General features: G+C 60.4%; 17 protein-coding genes. 4 read left to right on the top strand and 13 right to left on the bottom strand.

The window, feature by feature from the left end; genetic code table 11:
* Positions 1–181: 181 nt before the first annotated feature.
* The 10 genes from QTH97_RS25410 to rfbB all read right to left on the bottom strand — a co-directional run bounded on the left by QTH97_RS25410 (position 182) and on the right by rfbB (position 12,441).
* Positions 182–2,254 carry a rhamnan synthesis F family protein gene (locus tag QTH97_RS25410; RefSeq protein WP_286571281.1) on the bottom strand — a complete coding sequence of 691 codons (2,073 nt, stop codon included), beginning with the start codon at positions 2,252–2,254 and terminating at the stop codon, positions 182–184.
* Positions 2,255–2,267: 13 nt separating this feature from the next.
* Positions 2,268–4,166 carry a glycosyltransferase family 2 protein gene (locus QTH97_RS25405; protein ID WP_286571280.1) on the bottom strand — a complete coding sequence of 633 codons (1,899 nt, stop codon included), beginning with the start codon at positions 4,164–4,166 and terminating at the stop codon, positions 2,268–2,270.
* Positions 4,167–4,432: 266 nt separating this feature from the next.
* On the bottom strand, positions 4,433–5,422 hold the full coding sequence (locus QTH97_RS25400) for a GHMP family kinase ATP-binding protein (protein ID WP_286571279.1): 990 nt from the start codon (positions 5,420–5,422) through the stop codon (positions 4,433–4,435).
* Positions 5,412–7,328, bottom strand: a complete 1,917-nt coding sequence (locus QTH97_RS25395; RefSeq protein ID WP_286571278.1) for an HAD-IIIA family hydrolase — start codon at positions 7,326–7,328, stop codon at positions 5,412–5,414. The genes QTH97_RS25400 and QTH97_RS25395 overlap by 11 nt, the downstream gene beginning before the upstream one ends.
* Positions 7,325–8,284 (bottom strand): SDR family NAD(P)-dependent oxidoreductase, encoded by a 960-nt coding sequence (locus tag QTH97_RS25390; RefSeq protein ID WP_286571277.1) that lies wholly within the window; start codon positions 8,282–8,284, stop codon positions 7,325–7,327. The genes QTH97_RS25395 and QTH97_RS25390 overlap by 4 nt, the downstream gene beginning before the upstream one ends.
* A 43-nt stretch (positions 8,285–8,327) precedes the next feature.
* Positions 8,328–8,957, bottom strand: coding sequence for a D-sedoheptulose-7-phosphate isomerase (locus QTH97_RS25385; RefSeq protein ID WP_286571276.1), 630 nt, complete (start codon positions 8,955–8,957; stop codon positions 8,328–8,330).
* A gap of 70 nt (positions 8,958–9,027) precedes the next feature.
* The gene (gene rfbC / locus QTH97_RS25380; RefSeq protein ID WP_286571275.1) at positions 9,028–9,573 is read right to left on the bottom strand and encodes a dTDP-4-dehydrorhamnose 3,5-epimerase; all 546 of its coding nucleotides are present in this window, start codon (positions 9,571–9,573) and stop codon (positions 9,028–9,030) included.
* Complete coding sequence (gene rfbA, locus QTH97_RS25375; RefSeq protein ID WP_286571274.1) at positions 9,570–10,457, bottom strand: glucose-1-phosphate thymidylyltransferase RfbA; 888 nt, start codon at positions 10,455–10,457, stop codon at positions 9,570–9,572. The genes rfbC and rfbA overlap by 4 nt, the downstream gene beginning before the upstream one ends.
* Before the next feature lie 17 nt (positions 10,458–10,474).
* Positions 10,475–11,365 carry a dTDP-4-dehydrorhamnose reductase gene (gene rfbD / locus QTH97_RS25370; protein ID WP_286571273.1) on the bottom strand — a complete coding sequence of 297 codons (891 nt, stop codon included), beginning with the start codon at positions 11,363–11,365 and terminating at the stop codon, positions 10,475–10,477.
* On the bottom strand, positions 11,362–12,441 hold the full coding sequence (gene rfbB, locus QTH97_RS25365; RefSeq protein ID WP_286571272.1) for a dTDP-glucose 4,6-dehydratase: 1,080 nt from the start codon (positions 12,439–12,441) through the stop codon (positions 11,362–11,364). Before rfbB ends, rfbD begins: the two co-directional genes overlap by 4 nt.
* Before the next feature lie 156 nt (positions 12,442–12,597).
* On the opposite strand from rfbB, the gene QTH97_RS25360 reads away from it, so the two are divergent.
* From QTH97_RS25360 to QTH97_RS25345, 4 genes are all read left to right on the top strand, one after another.
* Positions 12,598–13,083, top strand: a complete 486-nt coding sequence (locus tag QTH97_RS25360) for a phasin family protein (RefSeq protein WP_286571271.1) — start codon at positions 12,598–12,600, stop codon at positions 13,081–13,083.
* Positions 13,084–13,200: 117 nt separating this feature from the next.
* Positions 13,201–13,875: a TetR/AcrR family transcriptional regulator gene (locus QTH97_RS25355; protein ID WP_286571269.1), complete on the top strand. Its 675-nt coding sequence runs from the start codon at positions 13,201–13,203 to the stop codon at positions 13,873–13,875.
* Positions 13,876–13,886: 11 nt separating this feature from the next.
* Positions 13,887–14,717 (top strand): tetratricopeptide repeat protein, encoded by an 831-nt coding sequence (locus QTH97_RS25350; protein WP_286571268.1) that lies wholly within the window; start codon positions 13,887–13,889, stop codon positions 14,715–14,717.
* A 56-nt stretch (positions 14,718–14,773) separates the two neighbouring features.
* Entirely contained in the window at positions 14,774–15,028 is a 255-nt protein-coding gene (locus tag QTH97_RS25345) for an acyl-CoA-binding protein (RefSeq protein WP_286571267.1), read from the top strand.
* Between the two features lie 34 nt (positions 15,029–15,062).
* Here the strand turns inward: QTH97_RS25345 and QTH97_RS25340 are convergent, their stop codons facing one another.
* Genes QTH97_RS25340 through QTH97_RS25330 form a run of 3 tightly spaced genes read right to left on the bottom strand, consistent with a single transcriptional unit; the run spans position 15,063 to position 18,593 of the window.
* Positions 15,063–15,398, bottom strand: a complete 336-nt coding sequence (locus tag QTH97_RS25340) for a polyhydroxyalkanoic acid system family protein (RefSeq protein WP_286571266.1) — start codon at positions 15,396–15,398, stop codon at positions 15,063–15,065.
* Entirely contained in the window at positions 15,391–16,551 is a 1,161-nt protein-coding gene (locus QTH97_RS25335; RefSeq protein WP_286571265.1) for an aminopeptidase, read from the bottom strand. Before QTH97_RS25335 ends, QTH97_RS25340 begins: the two co-directional genes overlap by 8 nt.
* The gene (locus QTH97_RS25330; protein WP_286571264.1) at positions 16,548–18,593 is read right to left on the bottom strand and encodes a molybdopterin-containing oxidoreductase family protein; all 2,046 of its coding nucleotides are present in this window, start codon (positions 18,591–18,593) and stop codon (positions 16,548–16,550) included. Before QTH97_RS25330 ends, QTH97_RS25335 begins: the two co-directional genes overlap by 4 nt.
* Positions 18,594–18,621 lie beyond the last annotated feature (28 nt).

Genomic DNA, 18,621 nt, shown 5'->3' with positions numbered 1-18,621 from the left:
AACGGTGCGTCGCGGAAAGTAGCCAGGGTCGTCTTGCCGTTGCTGTTGAAGCCCGCGTCGCCTCTTGTCGGAATCGCCGTTGCGGCAACGGCCAGTCGCTCCTGGTTCATGAGGTTCGAGACCATCGCGACAGGAAAGTCCGATTAGTCGGCGAGCTCCTGCGCGATGCCTGGTCGTTTCATCACCGTCTTTGGAAAACGACCAGGAAGCAATCGCCTTCACTTTCACGATAGCTGTGCGCAGGCCGATAGTAAACGCTGGAATTGCCGTTCCCGCGGGCGAAGTCGAGCCGCGAAAAGGCATCGGAGTCAAGAACGTCGAAACCATACTTCGCCGCCCGTTCTCTCCACCAAGGCAATGGTTCCAGAGTTTGGTGCAACGGTACCCCGTCCTCCGTGAACCCTCCATCCACCTGCGATATCGAGCACGCGAACACACTGCCAGAATGCGTATGACGCGCCAAGTTGGCGAACATCCCTTCCACTCCATCTGGCGAGAGATGCTCGAGCACCTCCCAAGCCGAGATCACATCAAATTTGAACGGACTGTCCTCGCCACTGCTCAACTCAAAGGGACGGGTCACATCGCAGGTGAAAAGGCAATCCCCCAGGAGTCGCCATTCAGCACGTTGCTGCAGCCGGGAAATATCACTTCCCTCGAGTCCAACGCCGATATGCCCACGCAGCACTGCATCCAACACAATGCCGCCGGCAGAGCATCCGATATCCAAGAACGACAACTGTTTGCCTGAGCCGAAGTAGTCCTCGCATGCGCGAATGAAACGCGGATGCCGCGTGTGATCGAGGACAGTGCCAACGGGGTGAATATGATCCGGACTATCGTAGGCGACAGGATAGTCCGTGACGCACTTGAAGCCCTTCGAATTCCTCAGATTGATGTCCGACATCAAGGCAATGAGGATGTCACGCTGGACCCAATCCAGATGCCCATGCAGTTCCGTGACCGAAGTCTGCAAATCGCCCAGCCGCACGCCACCGTCCTTGACATGCGGCGAGAGTTCGGAAACGCTTCCCTGAATAGCCGCGATGCCCGAGACAGCATCCCTCATATGCGGCGCAAGATTCGAAACGTTCCCCTGGATATCCGTGATCTGCGAAATCGCACTCTTGGAGTTTTGCAAAACGCCAGACAATTGACCACGGACGCCAGCTGTCACATTCATCAGATTTTGAATCGATGACTCCAACGATCGCAATTGACCAGAGGAAATCTCCAGCTGATTGCGCAGCACTCCGACATCGCTATCGACCTGGTTTGTTTTGTCGATCAGATGAACGACGTGATGATCGATGCGGTGCAGCTTGTCTACGACGCGGATCTTGATAGGTTGATAGAAGGGACGCAGAAGCCGCTTGATACCCGCACGCACCGATAATCCGCTCGGCGATGCCACCGGCAGCACTGCCGCTTGTGACGCCGGCATTTCCATTTCCGCTGACGACCCGCTCTCTACCGGTGCTTCGACTGCCGTCGACACCATTTCCTCCGGGGGCATAGGCGCCGGAATCTCCAATGGATATCTCAACTCTTGCAGCAAGGTTCGCGTGTGTGCAACGTCTTCCTTTGCAAAGCCACGCAGCGAAACGATCTTCCGCTTCAAGAACGGTGAACCGCACCGCAAAAGCGTATTCTGGTAGCTCGATACATCCGCCCCAAAAGGAACATCGAGAACGGACCGATCCACAAATGCAGCAAACGAGAAGCCATTGCTTGACAGCAGCCTGCTAAGGCCGATTTCATACTTCAGGCAAACATCGTCCTTCGATTTCTCGATAGCGATGGATTCAAAAAAATCACGAAAAGCCGCGCTATCGATAACTGGTCGATTGAGAACCAGAAAGTAGCTTTGCAAATGCCGCGTGACGCCATAGTTCTCAGTGATGCCCCATGCATCCAACTCCGCCCCATCCATTCGCCCAAACAAGCCACCAAGGTCTCGCACTGGGCCGAAATTGCTGTCGTTGGCCAGGATGATTGCATCGTATTTCTCGACTTCCTGCCATCCGAGACGAAAAAACAGTTTCTGCCAGGAGCCGAAATCATATTTGTCGTGTGCTTGCGCCCAGCAACCGCGCGCGATGCCATCCAATTTGTCGAACTCGCCCTCGCGCACTTCATTCGCGGCCTGATAATAGACATCCGAAAACCTCGACAACTCCCGCACGTAATGCACTACATGGTCATCAATTTGATTGGTGCCACTAAATCCGGCAAAAAGACACAAACGCTTCATTAAAAACTCCCGGTCAAGAGAAGGCTTTGCTCCAGATCGGAAGTAGCCCAAATATCCGATATACGTGGTGTTGCTCAGCAGTTGTCTTGCTGATCAGTGGAATTTTTCCAAAAACGTAAAGTGTAGTGCGAATACTCTCATAAGGGACTGTACGCAGATTGAGCAGCGGCCAGTAGCCGTACAGGAAATAGCCACGCAACTCGCCAATTCGGCGTCGGCGAAAAGTTTCCTTGATATCCCCCCGAGGGGCGGCTTTCTGCGCCATGGCCTGCGCTTCCTTGGCCTGTGCTTCAGTGGTTTTTCCAGTGCCGTATTTTTTATGCAACTGTTCGGAGCTCATGGTTCCATTCCAATTGCTGCTACCTTTGTCTACACTGCGATAGAACGCTTCTTCATCTGTCAGTTGCGAAATATCCCGATACCACGGCAGATGTCTCGCAGTAAACGGCGCACCCGTTCTGAATGCGGAAAAGAAATTGTTGGTGCGCCATTCCTTACGAGGCCGATACAGTGCAAACGTAGTATCTACAGGCGCATCGTGTATGGTCACACCGTTACATTCCGCCGACTTTTCGTAGAAGCGTCCTTCCCATTTGAGGACGTTTTCTTTGAGTTCGTAATGATCGGGGATATCGTCGATCTTCAGAGAAAAACCGACTTTGTTCTTGGTCGGGTGTCCAAGCAGAATATCAAGGAAAACATAGAGGAAATTGTGCGGACATTCATCGACAGGAAGAACATCGGGATCGGTGAGCACGAAATAGTTGTTGTCGACAAGATCCTTGAACTTCAGAGAGTCAAACAAGACCATGTGCTTGTAATTCGACCCCATATAGTGGATCTTGTGCGGGGAAACGCGCAAATATTCCACCAGTGGCGGATATGTCGACGCATTGTCGATGACGTGCAAATTCTTGAATCCGACTTTTTCAAAAAACTCGATGATGGTTTGCAGGTACGTCAGATGATTGAAAGAAATTACAAAAATCGGAAGTGCGGTGACCAAATCCCGGGAGAAACGGATGAGATCTTCTTTAGCAAGCGGTTTAAGCTGATGGAAAAGCGATACCAACTCGATCGGCGAACACAGATCCTCATGTTTGATTGCACCGATCAACCTCGCGAGCAGCCCAATCCTGGCGGCTTCATCCATTGGTTTGCCCTGCAGCATCTCGGTGACAAGCTCGGCATCAGCCTGAGAAAGCCCGTCCATCAAATAGTCGATCATCCGGAATTTGACGCCCACGTCCAACGCATGCATTTTTTCAACATGAACGATTGACGCGCTGTCGTTGTGCCGGCGGTAGCGCAGAAGCACTTCCGGTATGTTTGCGAGCCGAGTGATGCGGATGGCGCGGGACCACAAATCGTAATCCTCGCTGAAGCGCATCGATTCATCGTAGAAAAGTTCGTGCTTGGCAAACAATTCCCGACGGAACATGGCAGTAGGATGCCCGATATAGCACCCCATCATCATGTCAATATAGCGAACATTTTCCATGTGGTAATGAATGGCATCGCCATGCATGAACTGCTGGAATAATGTGCCGCAGACACCGACTTCAGGATGCTCGTCGAGAAAGGCCACCTGCTTTCCCACACGCGTGGTATCGGCGATGTCGTCCGCGTCCATGCGCGCTATGAATTCACCCCGGGCCTCGCGGATAGCGAGATTCAAGGCTGCGGCAAGGCCTTTGCCAGGCCCAGTCAAAATCTTGACTCGAGAGTCCGCATACGCGCGAATAATGTCCAAGGTACCGTCGGACGAGCTGTCGTCTACGATCAATACCTCGAAGTCTGCGAAGGTTTGCCCCAGAATACTGTCAAGGGCTTCCCTCAAATATTTCTCAGAATTCCGCGTTGGAATGACAACGGATACGCGAGGAGAGCTATTAAGCAGTAACTTGGCCATTTTGAAGAACGTTCTGTAGCAGGTTTGATGGCGCGAATTCCGCGTTCACGCGACAGGACACACACCCCGATCGTCGGATGCCGCGCGCTCTGGCATCGTCAGACAAAACAGAGAATTGTCATGCTCACGAGATGCATTTCGAATGGCTCGGGCTATCAGGCTTCGATGCAAGCAAAAATCCATCGATTGCAATCATTCGAGGAACCTGGAAGATTGCATGATCTCCAGCAGAAATAAGTGAGTACAGGTGCAAGCCCGATTTCGCCTCAGAGATCAGTCGGATTATAAAAAATAATTCTACTTCCAAGCGATTCGAATCCGAAATGAATTCGCCGGAGGCCGAGTGCCCTCTCAATTGCGTCGTGACGCTCGGCTGGCGCGTAGAACATCAAGAATCCGCCGGCGCCGGCACCCAGGAGTTTGCCGCCAAGCGCCCCGTTTGATTTGGCCTTTGCATACCAATCATCTATAGCGGTGTTGGTGACCCCTGACGCGAGCTGCTTCTTCAGTTGCCAGTTTTCGTCGAGGATTTCACCCATTGAATCCAGCTTGCCGTCTTGCAACTCGCTTCGCAACTGGTAAACCAGCGCGACCATGCGCTTGAGCAGCTCCTGCTTTGCAGCACTTTCCGTCACATTGGACGACTGCTCCTTCAGAATTCCGGAGGCGCTGCGGGCAATGCCGGTGTAAAAGACAACGATGTTTTTTTCAAGGGCTTCGCGGATCTGGCGCTGCAGGACTAGCGGAGTGACCAGCACGCTATCGTCCGGATGAAATTCGATAATACTCAATCCGCCGAATGCGGACGCGTACTGGTCTTGCTTCCCGATGGGTTCGCCGCAACGATCTATTTCGATTTCGCAACTGAGGCTTCCGAGTTGGTCCGCGGAAACATGTCGCCCCAAGTACGCATGCAGCGCATTGATAAGACCCACCGTAAAAGCACTGGACGAACCCAAGCCGGTCCCGTGCGAGGGAATATCCGCAGTACTCGTAATCTCTACTCCCCCTGGAATTCCGAGCATCTCCATGGTTGTCCGGACCAGCCGGTGCTCAATGCGGTCGATGTGATCGACTTCCTCTGTTTTTGAGTATGCAACGCGGATTCCGCCATCAAACTTCTTATTGACGCTTATGTATATGTATTTATCGATGGCGGTGGACAGCACTGCTCCGCCATGTTGGCGGTAGAAGCTTGGCAAATCGCTTCCGCCCCCAACGAAGCTCATCCGCAGAGGGGTTCGACTAATGATCATGAGGTGTCAATGAAAAGGAGGGATCAAGGTCAAGCACGTGATCGGCGGCGGCCCGAGAGGCGCTTACCAAAGGTGTTTCGTCTTCTTGCCGTTGCTCGTAGCACTGGGCAGCCTCGGGGCCGTCAGCCAAGCCACGTGCGATCAGGTCGGCCTCGACGCGAGCGCGCCGGGGCGTTTCGGATGCTTCGACATAGAGTCGCCAGATCCGGCGTGGCCCCTGCCAATCCGCCAGCAACGCAGGAACACCCTCGAGGATCAGCACGGTATCGCTCTCCAGCACCATGCGGCCAGGGCGGCCACGACTTCGGCGAAGCCGTTCGTAGCTGGGAATCTCCTTGTCGGTAGCGCCGCCAGCCAGCCAACCTTCCAGATCGTGCCGGGCTTCTTCCAGCGCAAAGCGACCCAGGAGGCCCGGTTGACGTTCTGATTCTGGTCGCAGCCAGCGGTCGAGAGAGACCGTCTTCGCGCCAACACCACGCTTGAGGAGTTCGGATTTCAGCACGCCGGCAATAGTCGACTTGCCGCTGCGCGCCAGACCGCCGATCAGCACCAAGTCGCCCGGCAGGATCTTTCGAGCGAATCCTTCGACGATCACCGCGAGACGCGGATAGACGTCGACGATGAAGCTCGCTGCCGCGCCGACATCCGCAAAACGAAAATCCGGCGTCGCAACGAATTTGCCATCCGCGCCGGCCTCGCCTGTTTCTACAAGCACCGATCGCAGCCCGGTCCGCTCCGCCACCAGCATGTCGGCGGTGCTATCACCGATCATCCAAGACTCGGATGACCTGATGTTCATCGCGTCCATGGCTTCGCGGATCATCCCCGGCTCCGGCTTTCGGCAACCGCAAGCGATTTTCAAGGACGGCACCTCGCCAGCAAACCCGGCATCGGGATGGTGAGGACAGAAGTAGATGGCATCCAGGTAGGCACCCGCCGCGCCCAGCTTGCTTTCGAGCCGATTGTGGATGCGTCGCAAGTCGTCGACGCTGCACTCCCCCCGGGCCAGGACCGGTTGATTGGTCACCACCACGACGCGGTATTCGGCGTTGTTGAGACAGCGCACGGCCTCGGCTGCTTGCGGAAGCAATTCAAGATCGTCGGGTCGGCGCACATAGTCGCGCAACGCGTTGAGAGTCCCGTCCCGATCAACGAACACCGCCTTTTGAGGCTGCTTGCGACTGGCCCGCTCCACGACGCCGGAGCGAAGGTGCTTTTCAACCTTGTCCAACCGCTTCGGCGTGCCCAGATCCTTGATGTATTCGAAGCTCATGTACCCCGCAATATGCGCGCCGGCGCGCACCATGGCGGGGAAGAGGTCCTTGGCAAAATCACTGGGCGTCGGAAAGTGACGCCAAGCCAGCAACGCCTTTTTCTCGATGATGTAGAAGGCTGCATTGACCAGATTGCGCAGCTCGGCCCCGTCGGCATGCGGATAGCCGTGAAACGCGAGGATCCGGCCAGACTCATCCACTTCGACGAGGTCGGAATCCGCCGGATGGTCGTTGGGATGCAACAGCAATGTGGCATCGGCGGAGGCAGCCTCGTGCGCCGCGATCATGTGCCCGACATCGATGTCGAACAGGGTATCCCCATAGACGACGAGAAACCGATCCTCCAGTTCGTCCAGGCACGCCAGCAATGCACCGGCGGTGCCGCGCGGCTCGCCATCGTCTATCAAGCGCACACGGCACGGAAATGGGTGTTGTTCGAAAAAGGCCTGAATCTGATCCGCGGCATGGTTGACCAACACGACCACATCGTCAATGCCGTGGTGAGCAAGAGCATGGATCTGATGCTCCAGCAGCGGCTTGCCCTCGACATCCACGAGCGGTTTGGGCCGCCCCTTGAGGCGCTCCGCGAGCCGGGTGCCTTTTCCTCCGGCGAGAATGACAGCCTGCGTCAATCCTTCAACTCCGCGCGTGCGATCTCGTCGACCGCACGCATCACGGCCTGGCTGGAGTCGAGCCGCGGAGCCCAACCACTGTCGGCCAGGCGACGGGTCGAGTAGCGAAAGCGCGGCACATCGCCCACCCAGCCACGGTTGCCCTGGCCAAAGACGATCTCGGCTCCGGGAGACACCCTGTTGCGGACGGTTTCAGCAATCATTCGCACCGTGACACCCTCATCTTTCGGTCCGATGTTGAATACCTTGTACCGCCCGTCGAGCCCGCTCACGTGGAGCATCGCGTCGATGAGGTCATCGACATGCAAGTAGGCCTTTTGCTGCGTGCCGTCCCCAAGCACAACCAGTCTGTCGGGCGTCGCCCTCAGCTTGTGGACGAAATCGAAGATCACGCCATGGGTCGCCGGGACGCCGATGACATTGGGGAACCTGAAGATGTCCGCCCGCGGCAGGAAGGCTTCGACGGCCGCACGGATCTGCGCTTCCGATGCCAGCTTCATGGCTCCGTAGTTGGAAATTGGTTGCAGCGGACCGATATCTTCATGTATTTCACAATCGCCCATATCACCATAGATGGCCGAGCTGGATGCGAAATGCAGCTCTGGAATCTGGTGGCGGCGCATCGCTTCGAGCACAGCGAAGGTTGTCTGGAACGTGCGGTCTCGATCGATCCGGGGATCGGCAACGCCAGCGGGAATATCCGAGTTGGCAGCCATATGCCAGACATGGGCCACTTGAGAGCCCGCCTCGTCAATCGCAGTCGACAGCTCGTCAAGGTTCGAACAATCCACTTGCCGGAAAGTGAAATGCTCGTGGCGTTCGAATTCAGCCACCAGTTCGCGCCGCCCTCTGGACAAATCGTCCAAGGCCAGAACTGCGTCCCCTCTTGCGAGCAGACGACGCGCTAAGTTGACAGCGACGAATCCGGCGCCGCCGGTGATAAGGTGCAAGTCCATCAATACCCTACTAAAAAGAACCACGGCCGCGAGCGGCACACATTTAGAACTTGAGCGTTCCTAGAAGAGAGGGATCCGTCAGGTGACTATGACGGAGATACTGGGCCAGGATATGCATCAGAGACTGGTGCACATCCTCGATCACACCGTAGTTCTGCGCGTCGACGTGAAGGCTGACATCGGCGAGCCGGGCCGCATCTCCTCCGGAAAAACCCGTCATGGCAATCGTGGCCATCTTCATCTCGCGCGCGGTCTCCAGGGCCTTGACGATATTGGGCGATGCGCCGGAAGAGCTGATCGCGATCAGAACGTCGCCTTGGGTAGCCATCGACGTCAGTTGGAACGAGAACATTTCGTCCGATCCGATGTCGTTGACGATGGCCGTGATGAGCTCAACGGCGGACGACAAGCTGTTGACCTTGGGTTTCAGCCATCCATTGCTGCGAACACCCTTCATGCAGTCGCAGACCAGGTGATTCGAAATCGCCGCAGAGCCACCATTGCCGCATGAAAAAATCATCCTTCCCTGCCCGGCACGTTCAGCCAGCAATTCTCCTGCGGCTGCAATCGCATCGCGACTCACAGTCTTGGTAGCGGCTGCAATCCTTTCGAAGTAGGCATCTGCATACAGCCCGGCGTTTGCGATCTGGCGCTCTGGAAAGAAAGTAGACATAGAAATACTCGGAAGAAAGATTATTCAAATCGAAGGGGTCGGGCGTCGTGGAGAGGTTGCCTCGGATCTGTCATTCGAACAGTTCGGCCTGCTTCAACATCGCGGCCTGCTGGTCCTTTTGGGACAGCGTGGGGGTATCGGTGACTGGCCACGCAATGGCGACATCAGGATCGTTCCATGCAATGCTGCGCTCGTGGGCGGGCGCATAGTAGTCCGTCGTCTTGTAGAGAAATTCGGCGGACTCACTGAGTACCAGGAAGCCGTGCGCGAAGCCCGGTGGCACCCAGAGCTGCTTGTGATTTTCTTCGCTCAGTTCGACACCCACCCATTTCCCGAACGTCGGTGACGATCTGCGGATGTCGACCGCCACATCGAAGACCGCGCCGCGCACTGCACGAACCAGCTTCCCTTGCGGTTGCTGAATCTGGTAGTGCAGACCACGCAGTACTCCCTTTGCAGATCGTGAATGGTTGTCCTGGACGAAGTCGACATGCTTGCCGATCGCGTCGTCGAACGCGCTCTGATTGAAGCTCTCGAAGAAGAAGCCGCGCGCATCACCAAACACCTTCGGTTCGATGACGAGCACATCGGGGATGGCAGTAGGCGTCGCCCTCACGACCGCACCTCATCGTTGAGCAGATGCATCAGGTACTTGCCGTAGCCGCTTTTCTCCAGCGGTGCTGCAAGTTTCGTAAGCTGTTCCGTCGAGATGAAGCCGTGGCGCCAGGCCACTTCCTCGGGACAGGCGATCTTCAGTCCCTGTCGATGCTCGAGCGTCGCAATGAACTGGCCGGCTTCCAACAGACTCTCGTGCGTCCCGGTGTCGAGCCACGCGTAGCCGCGCTGCATGATCTGCACGCTGAGGCAGTCGCGGTCCAGATAGGCCTGATTCACTGCCGTGATTTCGAGTTCGCCGCGCGCGCTCGGTTTCACCGCCTTGGCAATGTCGATGACTTCGTTGTCGTAGAAATAGAGCCCGGTCACCGCATAGCTGCTCTTTGGCCGAACCGGCTTCTCCTCGATGCTACTGGCCTTGCCCTCGCCGTCGAAGGCCACGACACCATAGCGTTCCGGGTCTTGCACGTGATAGGCGAACACGGTTGCACCGGCCTGCTTCGCATCGGCATCCGCGAGCAAATGGGCCAGGTCATGGCCATAGAAGATGTTGTCGCCCAACACCAGTGCACTGGGCGCATTGCCGATGAACTTGTCGCCGATGATGAAGGCCTGCGCCAGACCATCCGGGCTCGGCTGCACTGCGTACTGCAGGTTGATCCCCCACTGTCGACCATCGCCCAGCAGTTGCTGGAATCTCGGCGTGTCCTGGGGAGTGCTGATGATGAGGATGTCTCGCATTCCACCCAGCATCAGCGTGCTCAGCGGGTAGTAGATCATCGGCTTGTCATAGACCGGGAGCAGTTGCTTGCTCATTGCCAGGGTTGCCGGGTGCAACCGCGTACCGGAACCGCCGGCCAGGATGATGCCTTTGCGTTGGGTCATTCTTTGTCGTGGAGTAATTAGAGGGTCTCTGCCAGCATACGCGCTACACCAAGCTGCCAATGAGGCAGAGTGAGTCCAAACGTGGTCTGCAACTTGTGAGTATTCAGGCGGGAATTGTGTGGGCGCCTGGCGGGAGTCGGGAAAGCGCTGGTTGGAACCGGATCGACGGCGCCAGGCGATGCCTTCAGCGCGACGCCTGCAGCCAATGCCTGCTCGAGCACGAATCGGGCGTACCCGTGCCAAGTGGTCTCGCCGCCGGCCACGAGGTGATAGAGCCCGGCTTTGGCCGGATCTCGCAATGTGTCGCGAATCGCATGAGCCGTGACGTCCGCCAGCAATTCGGCCCCGGTCGGCGCACCGAATTGGTCATCGATGACTGTCAACCGGTCCCTCTCCTTCGCGAGCCGCAGCATGGTCTTCGCGAAATTGCCGCCCCGCGCCGCATAGACCCAGCTCGTGCGAAAGATCAGGTGCTTCGCACAGTGCTCGGCCACCTGTTGCTCGCCCTCCAACTTGGTCTGGCCGTAGACGCTCAAGGGACCGGTGGCGTCGCCTTCCCGCCAGGGCTTGTCGCCGCTTCCGTCGAACACGTAGTCGGTCGAGTAGTGGACCATCAGGGCACCGATCTGCTGCGCAGCTTGCGCCACCACGCCGGGTGACGTCGCGTTCAGCTTGCGCGCGAACTCGGGTTCGCTTTCGGCCTTGTCGACCGCCGTATGCGCCGCTGCATTGACGATGACATCCGGCCGCAGCTTCAGCACCGTCTCGGCCAGTTGCTCGGGGTGGCTGAAGTCAGCATGAAAGTCAGTGCTGTCGAAATCCAGCGCGACCAGTTCGCCGAGCGGGGCCAGGCTGCGCTGCAGTTCCCAGCCGACCTGCCCGCCCTTGCCAAGCAGCAGCAACTTCATGCGTGCGCCTTCTCGGGAGCGCCGGCGTATTGCTTCTGGACCCATTCGCGGTAGGCACCGCTCTGGACGTTGCGTACCCATTCACCGTTGGCCAGATACCACTCGACCGTCTTGCGAATGCCGGTGTCGAAAGTCTCCGCCGGTTTCCAGCCCAACTCACGCTCGAGCTTGCGCGCATCGATCGCGTAGCGCCGGTCATGGCCCGGACGGTCGGTGACATAGGCGATCTGCTCGCGGTAGCTCTTGCCATCGGCGCGAGGGCGGAGTTCGTCGAGCAGTGCGCAAACCGTGTTGACGATCTCGATGTTGGGTTTCTCGTTCCAGCCGCCGACGTTGTAGGTCTCGCCGAGGCGTCCCGCTTCGAGCACGCGGCGGATTGCGCTGCAGTGGTCCTTGACGTAGAGCCAGTCGCGCACCTGCATGCCGTCGCCGTACACCGGCAGCGACTTGCCGGCGAGCGCGTTGACGATCATCAGAGGGATGAGCTTTTCGGGGAAGTGGAACGGGCCGTAGTTGTTCGAGCAGTTGGTCGTGACCACCGGCAGGCCATACGTGTGGTGCCACGCCCGGACCAGGTGGTCGCTCGCCGCCTTGCTGGCCGAATAGGGACTGTTGGGCTCGTACTTGTTCTCTTCCGTGAAAGCCGGATCGGATGCCGAGAGCGAGCCATAGACCTCGTCGGTCGAGACATGCAGGAAGCGGAAGGCTTCCTTCTGCTCCGCGGGCAGCGCGTTCCAATAGCCACGCACCGACTCGAGCAAGCGAAAAGTGCCGAGCACGTTTGTTTGAACGAAGTCCTCCGGACCATGGATGGAGCGGTCCACATGGGATTCGGCCGCGAAGTTCACTACGGCGCGCGGCTTGTGTTCCGCCAGCAGCTTGTCGACGAGCGCACTGTCGCCGATGTCGCCCTGCACGAACACATGCCCGGCGTTGTCCTTGAGCGAAGCGAGCGTTTCAAGGTTGCCGGCATAGGTCAGCTTGTCGAGATTCACGACGCCTTCGCCACCTTGGGCCATCCAGTCGAGAACGAAATTGGCGCCAATGAAGCCGGCGCCACCGGTAACCAGGATCATGGGGGGTCCCTCGTTGTTGTCGGAATAATCGCCTGCCGGCGCTCAAGGGACGGATTATCCCATCCGAGAATGTTTCAATTCGCTGCTAGACCCCCGCCTCTACACCGGCCCGTCCGCCCCCGGCTAGAGTCTCCCAGGACCTTCAAGGAACACACCATGCCCACTCCCGAAGACGACAAACCCGCGGACCGCATCAAGGACTCCGCCCAGCAGATCTGGCTCGCCGGTCTCGGTGCCTTTGCCAAGATGCAGCAGGAAGGCAGCAAGGCCTTCGAGGCGCTGGTGAAAGACGGCGTCGGCGTCCAGAAGAAGACGCAGCAGGCCGCCGAGGAGACCCTGGCCCAGGCGCAGGCCCGGATGGCCGGATTCGCCAGCGAATTCGGAACCAAGGCCGCGGGCGGCTGGGGCAAGCTGGAAAACATCTTCGAGGAGCGCGTCGCACGTGCCCTCGAAAAGCTGGGCATGCCCTCGGCGCAGGAAGTGGCGGCGCTGCAGGCGCGGGTCGAGGCCCTCGAGGCCCAGTTGCGCAGCAAGGGTGCGGCCGGCGCCACGGCTCGTCCGGCGGCACGCAAGACGGCCGCTCGCAAGTCACCCGATAGCGCCAAGCCCTCGCAACGTCACAAGGCCGGCGGCGGTAGCTGAAACGGCCTGACCAGCAACTGAGCCCCGCCGCCGGCCGCGGGGCAAGCGGCGATCGCTGCACCGGGCGCGACGGAGTTGCGCTAGAGTGTTCCCCAAGAGACAAAACGGGGCTCCGACATGGCCAAGAAAGCGCCACGCCGCACTGCACAACGCATCCTCGAAGCCGCACTTGACCTGTTCAACCGGTTCGGGGAGCCGAACGTCTCGACCACCTTGGTCGCCGGTGAACTCAACATCAGCCCCGGCAACCTCTACTACCACTACCCGGCCAAGGACGAGCTGATCAACCGGCTCTACGAAGGCTACGAGACCGAGCTCAACACCCTGCTGCACGCAAGCGAGGGTGTGCACGATGTCGAAGACGCATGGTTCTTCATGCACAGCCTGTTCGAACTGATCTGGCGCTATCGCTTCCTCTACCGCGACCTCAATGACCTGCTGAGCAAGAACCGGCATCTCGAGACGCAATTCCAGCTCGTGCTCAAGAACAAGGCTCGCGCCATCCGCAGCCTGCTCGCCGGCCTGAGCCGCGCCGGGCACCTCGACATCGACGCGCGAGAGGTCGATACGCTGGCACAGAGCATGGTGGTGGTGCTCACCTACTGGCTCAGCTACGAATACGTACGCAATCCGCGCGAGGCGCTCGAACCCGGGCATGCCCAGGGCGCCCTGTTGCGAGGCGCCCATCACACGCTGCACCTCTTGGCACCCTATCTGGCGACGGAGCAGCGGCGGCATTTACTCACACTCAGCAGCGCCTATACCGGCGAAGATCAACCTGCAACGGTCTGACCCCCTATCGAATGACCCCACCGGACCTCCAACCTCTCTCGCTGCTGTCCGCCGGCGCCCCTCCCGCAACGGGGCCATGGACCCGACTGCCCTACCGCGATGTCCCCAAATTCGACACCTCCACCCTGCTGGCGCACTGGCCTCGCCTGCATGCCGGCCAAGGATTGCAACCGCCGGTGACCGGCCCGCTGGCGGAGGGTTGGGCGCTGTATCACAGCGGTGAGTTCGAGCGGGCCGCGGCGATCGCGCTGAAGCAGGGGCACGAGGGCCTGGCGCTCCTCAACCAGGCCACTGCCGTCTATGCCAACTACCTCGAGCCGCGCGAATCGGTCAGGCTGGCGCTGTTCAAGCAGGTGGCGGAGCGAACCACCGCCCAGGTTGCTGCAGAGCCCGAAAACTGCCAGGCGCTGTATTGGCAGGCCTACGCGTTGGGACGCTACAGCCAGGGGATCAGCGTGGCGCGCGCGCTGGCGCAGGGCTTGGGTGGCAAGGTCAAGGGCGCCCTCGAGCGCGTGATCGAGTTGGAGCCGGACCACGCGGATGCGCACGCAGCGCTCGGCGCGTTCCACGCCGAAGTCATCGACAAGGTCGGCTCGCTGGTGGGCCGGATGACCTACGGCGTCCGCGCCGACACCGCCATCGAGCTCTTCGAGCGCAGCCTGCAGTTGAACCCTCACTCGGCCAGCGTGCTGATGGAGTACGCCCGTGGATTGCTGATGCTGCAAGGCGATTCGCGCATGGCCGAGGCGACCCGGCTCTACGAAAAGGCGGCAGCGCTCGAACCGGCCGACGCGCGCGAGCGCCTGGACGTGGAGTTGGCGCGCGCCGGTCTTTCCGACTGAGGTTTATAGACGGCGCCGTCACTTAAGATCGCGTCTTTTGACGAGACCATGCCGCCATGTCCGACCTGAACGCCCAATTCGAAGCCGCCCAAGCCAACTCCAAACTTCTCGCCGAACGCCCGGACAACCCGACCCTGCTCAAGATCTATGGCCTCTTCAAGCAGGCCACCGCCGGCGACAACGCGGAGAAGAAGCCGAGTTTCAGCGACATCGTTGCCCGCGCGAAGTGGGATGCATGGACCTCGCGCAAGGGCTTGAGCGCCGACGAAGCCAAGCAGCAGTACATCGACCTGATCGAATCGCTGCGCTGACCCGGCAAGTTTCGCCGTGCCCGCGCGGCGAGCGTCACAACCAGTCTTTGTCGTTGTAGACGTCGTCGTCCGCCGGCGCCTTGGCGCCGAGCAAGTCGTCCAGGCTCTGCAGCAGGCGCTGCTCGATCTGCTCGCTGAAGTTTCCATACAGCAGGCCCAGCGTCGCATTCAGCGCGACGGAATCCGCGCTGACCTCGACACTGCCGTCGATGCCCGCCCTATTGAACCGGGCCACGTCGCAGCTCTCGCCTTCGGCGTAGGTGCATTCGATGCCGTAGTCCTGCTCCGCCCGCCGCATCCATTGGCGCGCGACCTCGCGCGCGGCTTCCAGTCCCAGGCTGTGCTTGCGTTCGATGTGAATGTCAGACACCGGGGGCTCCGTTCTTGGTGTTGTTGGGTTTGCAGCACGGGGCCTGCGTTTGCATGAGGTCCACCGGCGATGGCGTGGTGGCCCTGAGCGCCTGGTCGCGCCCATCCTTGGGTAGCTTGCTCAATTGCTTCACGGCGGCGTAGAAGCGCGGCCAGTCCTCGCCCTCGCGCTCGAAGAGCGCCTCGAATCCGGGCACCAGTTCGTCGTAGGCAGCCTGGGCGCCGAAGGTCGCATTGTTGGCCCGCGCCACCCAGCCGTCGTACGCGCCCTGCCGCGGGCCGGTCCAGCCAGCGCGCAGAGCGGCATAGCGCTGGCGAAACTCCTCCATGGCCGCCTTCTTCCTGGCATCGACCGTCTCCCAGTCCTTCGCCTGCGCTTCCTTCGACGTGTAGATGTCCTGCAGTGCTCGCCGCGTTTCGGCCGTGAGGGCGCGGAACTGCTGGCGGCGCGCATCGAATTGCGCATATTCGAGCCGCGCCGCCTCGCTGGCATGCGTCTTCAGCCAGCGCGCCCCGCCGATGCGCTCCACCGCGGTCGCAAAGGATTCGTTGAACATCGTGTCGCCAGGCACGTAGAGCATCTGGTGCGCAAGTTCATGGAAGACGATGCGCGCCAGTTCGCCCTCCGGGTAGCCGATGAAGGTGGAGAGCAGCGGATCGCCGCCGGCCCAGTTCATCCAGCCGAGCGTCGAGTACGCAGGCACCGGGTAGACCGAAGTCTCCAAGCCCTGCGCCTGCAGGTCGGCGGCTTCCGCCTTGGCGGCGGCCTCGTCGTAGTAGCCCCGGTAGCCAACGCACCCTGCGACCGGGAAGCACCAGGTCTTGAGCGTCAGCGAGTGCGGCGAAGCGGCGACCACATTCCAGACCGCGGCGTTGCGATGCAGGTCGGCATAGGCCTTGTAGCTGTCGTTGTCCGGCAGGCCGAGATCGGTCACTGCAAAGCGACGCAGCCGCGTGGTGAGTTCGAGTTTGGCCTTGAGCGCGTCGGAGGTGGCAGGGTCTTCCAGCCACTGGTCCACCGGCCGCGCGGCGCGCATCAGCCCCAGGTGCCCGCTGGCCGACTGCCAGTAATAGCTGACATCGGCGCAACCCGCGAGCGTCGCCAGCCCTGCGACCGCCGCGCATCCCGCGAGACGCCTTCGGGCCGACCTCATGATGCGACCGCGGCTTCCGCGGCGGACTCCACCTCGACCAGGCAGTCATAGAAGGTCGGACCGCGCCCGATGTCCGTCAGCCGCTGGCTCGTGAGCTGGTTGACGTTGGTGCCGTCCAGCCCCAGCTTGCGCCACCAGATGCCGAGGCCATGCACCACGCCCGGCCGGGCGCGGCGAGAGACTTCGGCGCGGCAGCGGTGCTCGCCGCGCTGGTTGAAAACGCGCACCGTGGCGCCGTCCACGATACCGCGCGCCAGGGCGTCGGCTTCGTTGATTTCGAGCAGCGGCTCGCCCTCGATCGCGCGCAGGCTGCGCACGTTGACGAAGCTGGAGTTGAGGAAGTTGCGCGCCGGCGGCGAGATCATTGCGAGCGGAAATTCCTTCGAGCTGCCGGCCGGCTCGTAGTTGGGCACATGGTCGGGCAAGCCGTCCTGGCCCTGCGCGGCGAGCCGGGCGCTGAAGAACTCGCAGCGGCCCGAGGGGGTCGGGAAGTTGCCTTCGGCGTAGGGCGCGTCGGGCAGCTTCAGGGTGGCAAAGCCTTGCGTCTGCAAGGCCTCGAAATCGACCGCTTCTGCGCTGAACGCAGCACGGCACAAGGTCTCGTCGTCGTCCGCGAAGCAAGGGTCGTCGAAGCCCATGCGTTTCGCCAGCTCGCGAAACACCCAGGTGTTGCTGCGTGCCTGGCCACGCGGAGCGACTGCGGGCCGGTTCAGCATCACGTCCGTATGGCCGTAGCTGAAGTGGATGTCCCAGTGCTCCAGTTGCGTGGTGGCCGGCAGGACGTAGTCGGCATAGTCGGCGGTGTCGGTCTGGAACTGCTCCAGCACCACGGTGAAGAGATCCTCGCGCGCGAACCCGGCGACCACCTTGCCCGACTCCGGCGCGATCGCAACCGGATTGCTGTTGTAGACGACCAGGGCCTCGATCGGATTCACAGTGTCGAGCAGCGCGTCACCAATCGCGCTCATGTTGATCGTGCGCGGGTGCCGGCCCGCCAGCAGGTCGGGCCGCTGCAAGGCGGCTCGATCCACCGGGAACAGGCCCGAGCTGCTCAGCAGCAAGCCGCCGGCCCGATCCCGCCATGCGCCGACCAACGCCGGGAGGCAGGCCACGGCACGCGCCGCGTTGCCACCGCCGCGCACGCGCTGCATGCCGTAGTTGAGCCGGATGGCCGCCGGCTTCGTGTTTCCGTAGGCGCGCGCCAGTTCGACGATCTGCGTCTCCGGCACGCCGCAGACGGCTGCCGCACGCGAGGGCGGCCACTGCAAGGCCCGCTCGCGAAGACCCGCCCAGCCCACCGTGTAGCGCTCGATGTAGTCATGGTCGAGCCAGTCGTTCACGATCAGCTCGTGCATCAGCGCGAATGCCAGCGCCGCGTCGGTGCCCGGAAGCAAGGCAATGTGCTCATCACACTTGTCCGCCGTCTCGGTCTTGCGCGGATCGATGCACACCAGCCGCGCGCCGGCGCGTTTGGCGGCTTGCGCATGGCGCCAGAAGTGCAGGTTGCTCGCAATCGAGTTGCTGCCCCAGATCAGGATCAGCTTCGCATTGGCGAAAAACTCGACCCGCATTCCGACCTTGCCGCCCAAAGTAAGACCTAAGGCCTCACCTCCAGCCGTGGAGCAAATCGTGCGGTCCAGCAACGATGCGCCGAGCTTGTTGAAAAAACGACGATCCATCGATTCGCCCTGCACGAGACCCATCGTTCCCGCGTAACTGTAGGGCACAATCTTTTCCGAATTGTTACCTTTGATGACATGAAGCCGCGCCGCGATGTCGTCCAGCGCCGCATCCCAGGTCACCGGCTCGAAGAGGCCACTCCCCTTGGGGCCGGAGCGCTTCAGGGGCTGCACGAGACGTTCGGGATGGTCGTTGCGTTCGATGTAGCGAGAAACCTTGGTGCACAGCACGCCCGCCGTGTGCGGATGGGCCGGATTGCCCTGCAGCTTGACGGCGACGCCGTCGCGAACGGTCGTCACGAGCGCGCAGGTATCGGGGCAGTCATGCGGGCAGGCGCCGAGCACTTGGGTTTCGAGAGTCATGAGTCAACAGAGGGGCAATAGCCAATCG

This window comes from Variovorax gracilis (assembly GCF_030317115.1).
Lineage (GTDB): Bacteria > Pseudomonadota > Gammaproteobacteria > Burkholderiales > Burkholderiaceae_C > Variovorax > Variovorax gracilis.
This window is presented reverse-complemented; position numbering and strand designations above follow the sequence as displayed.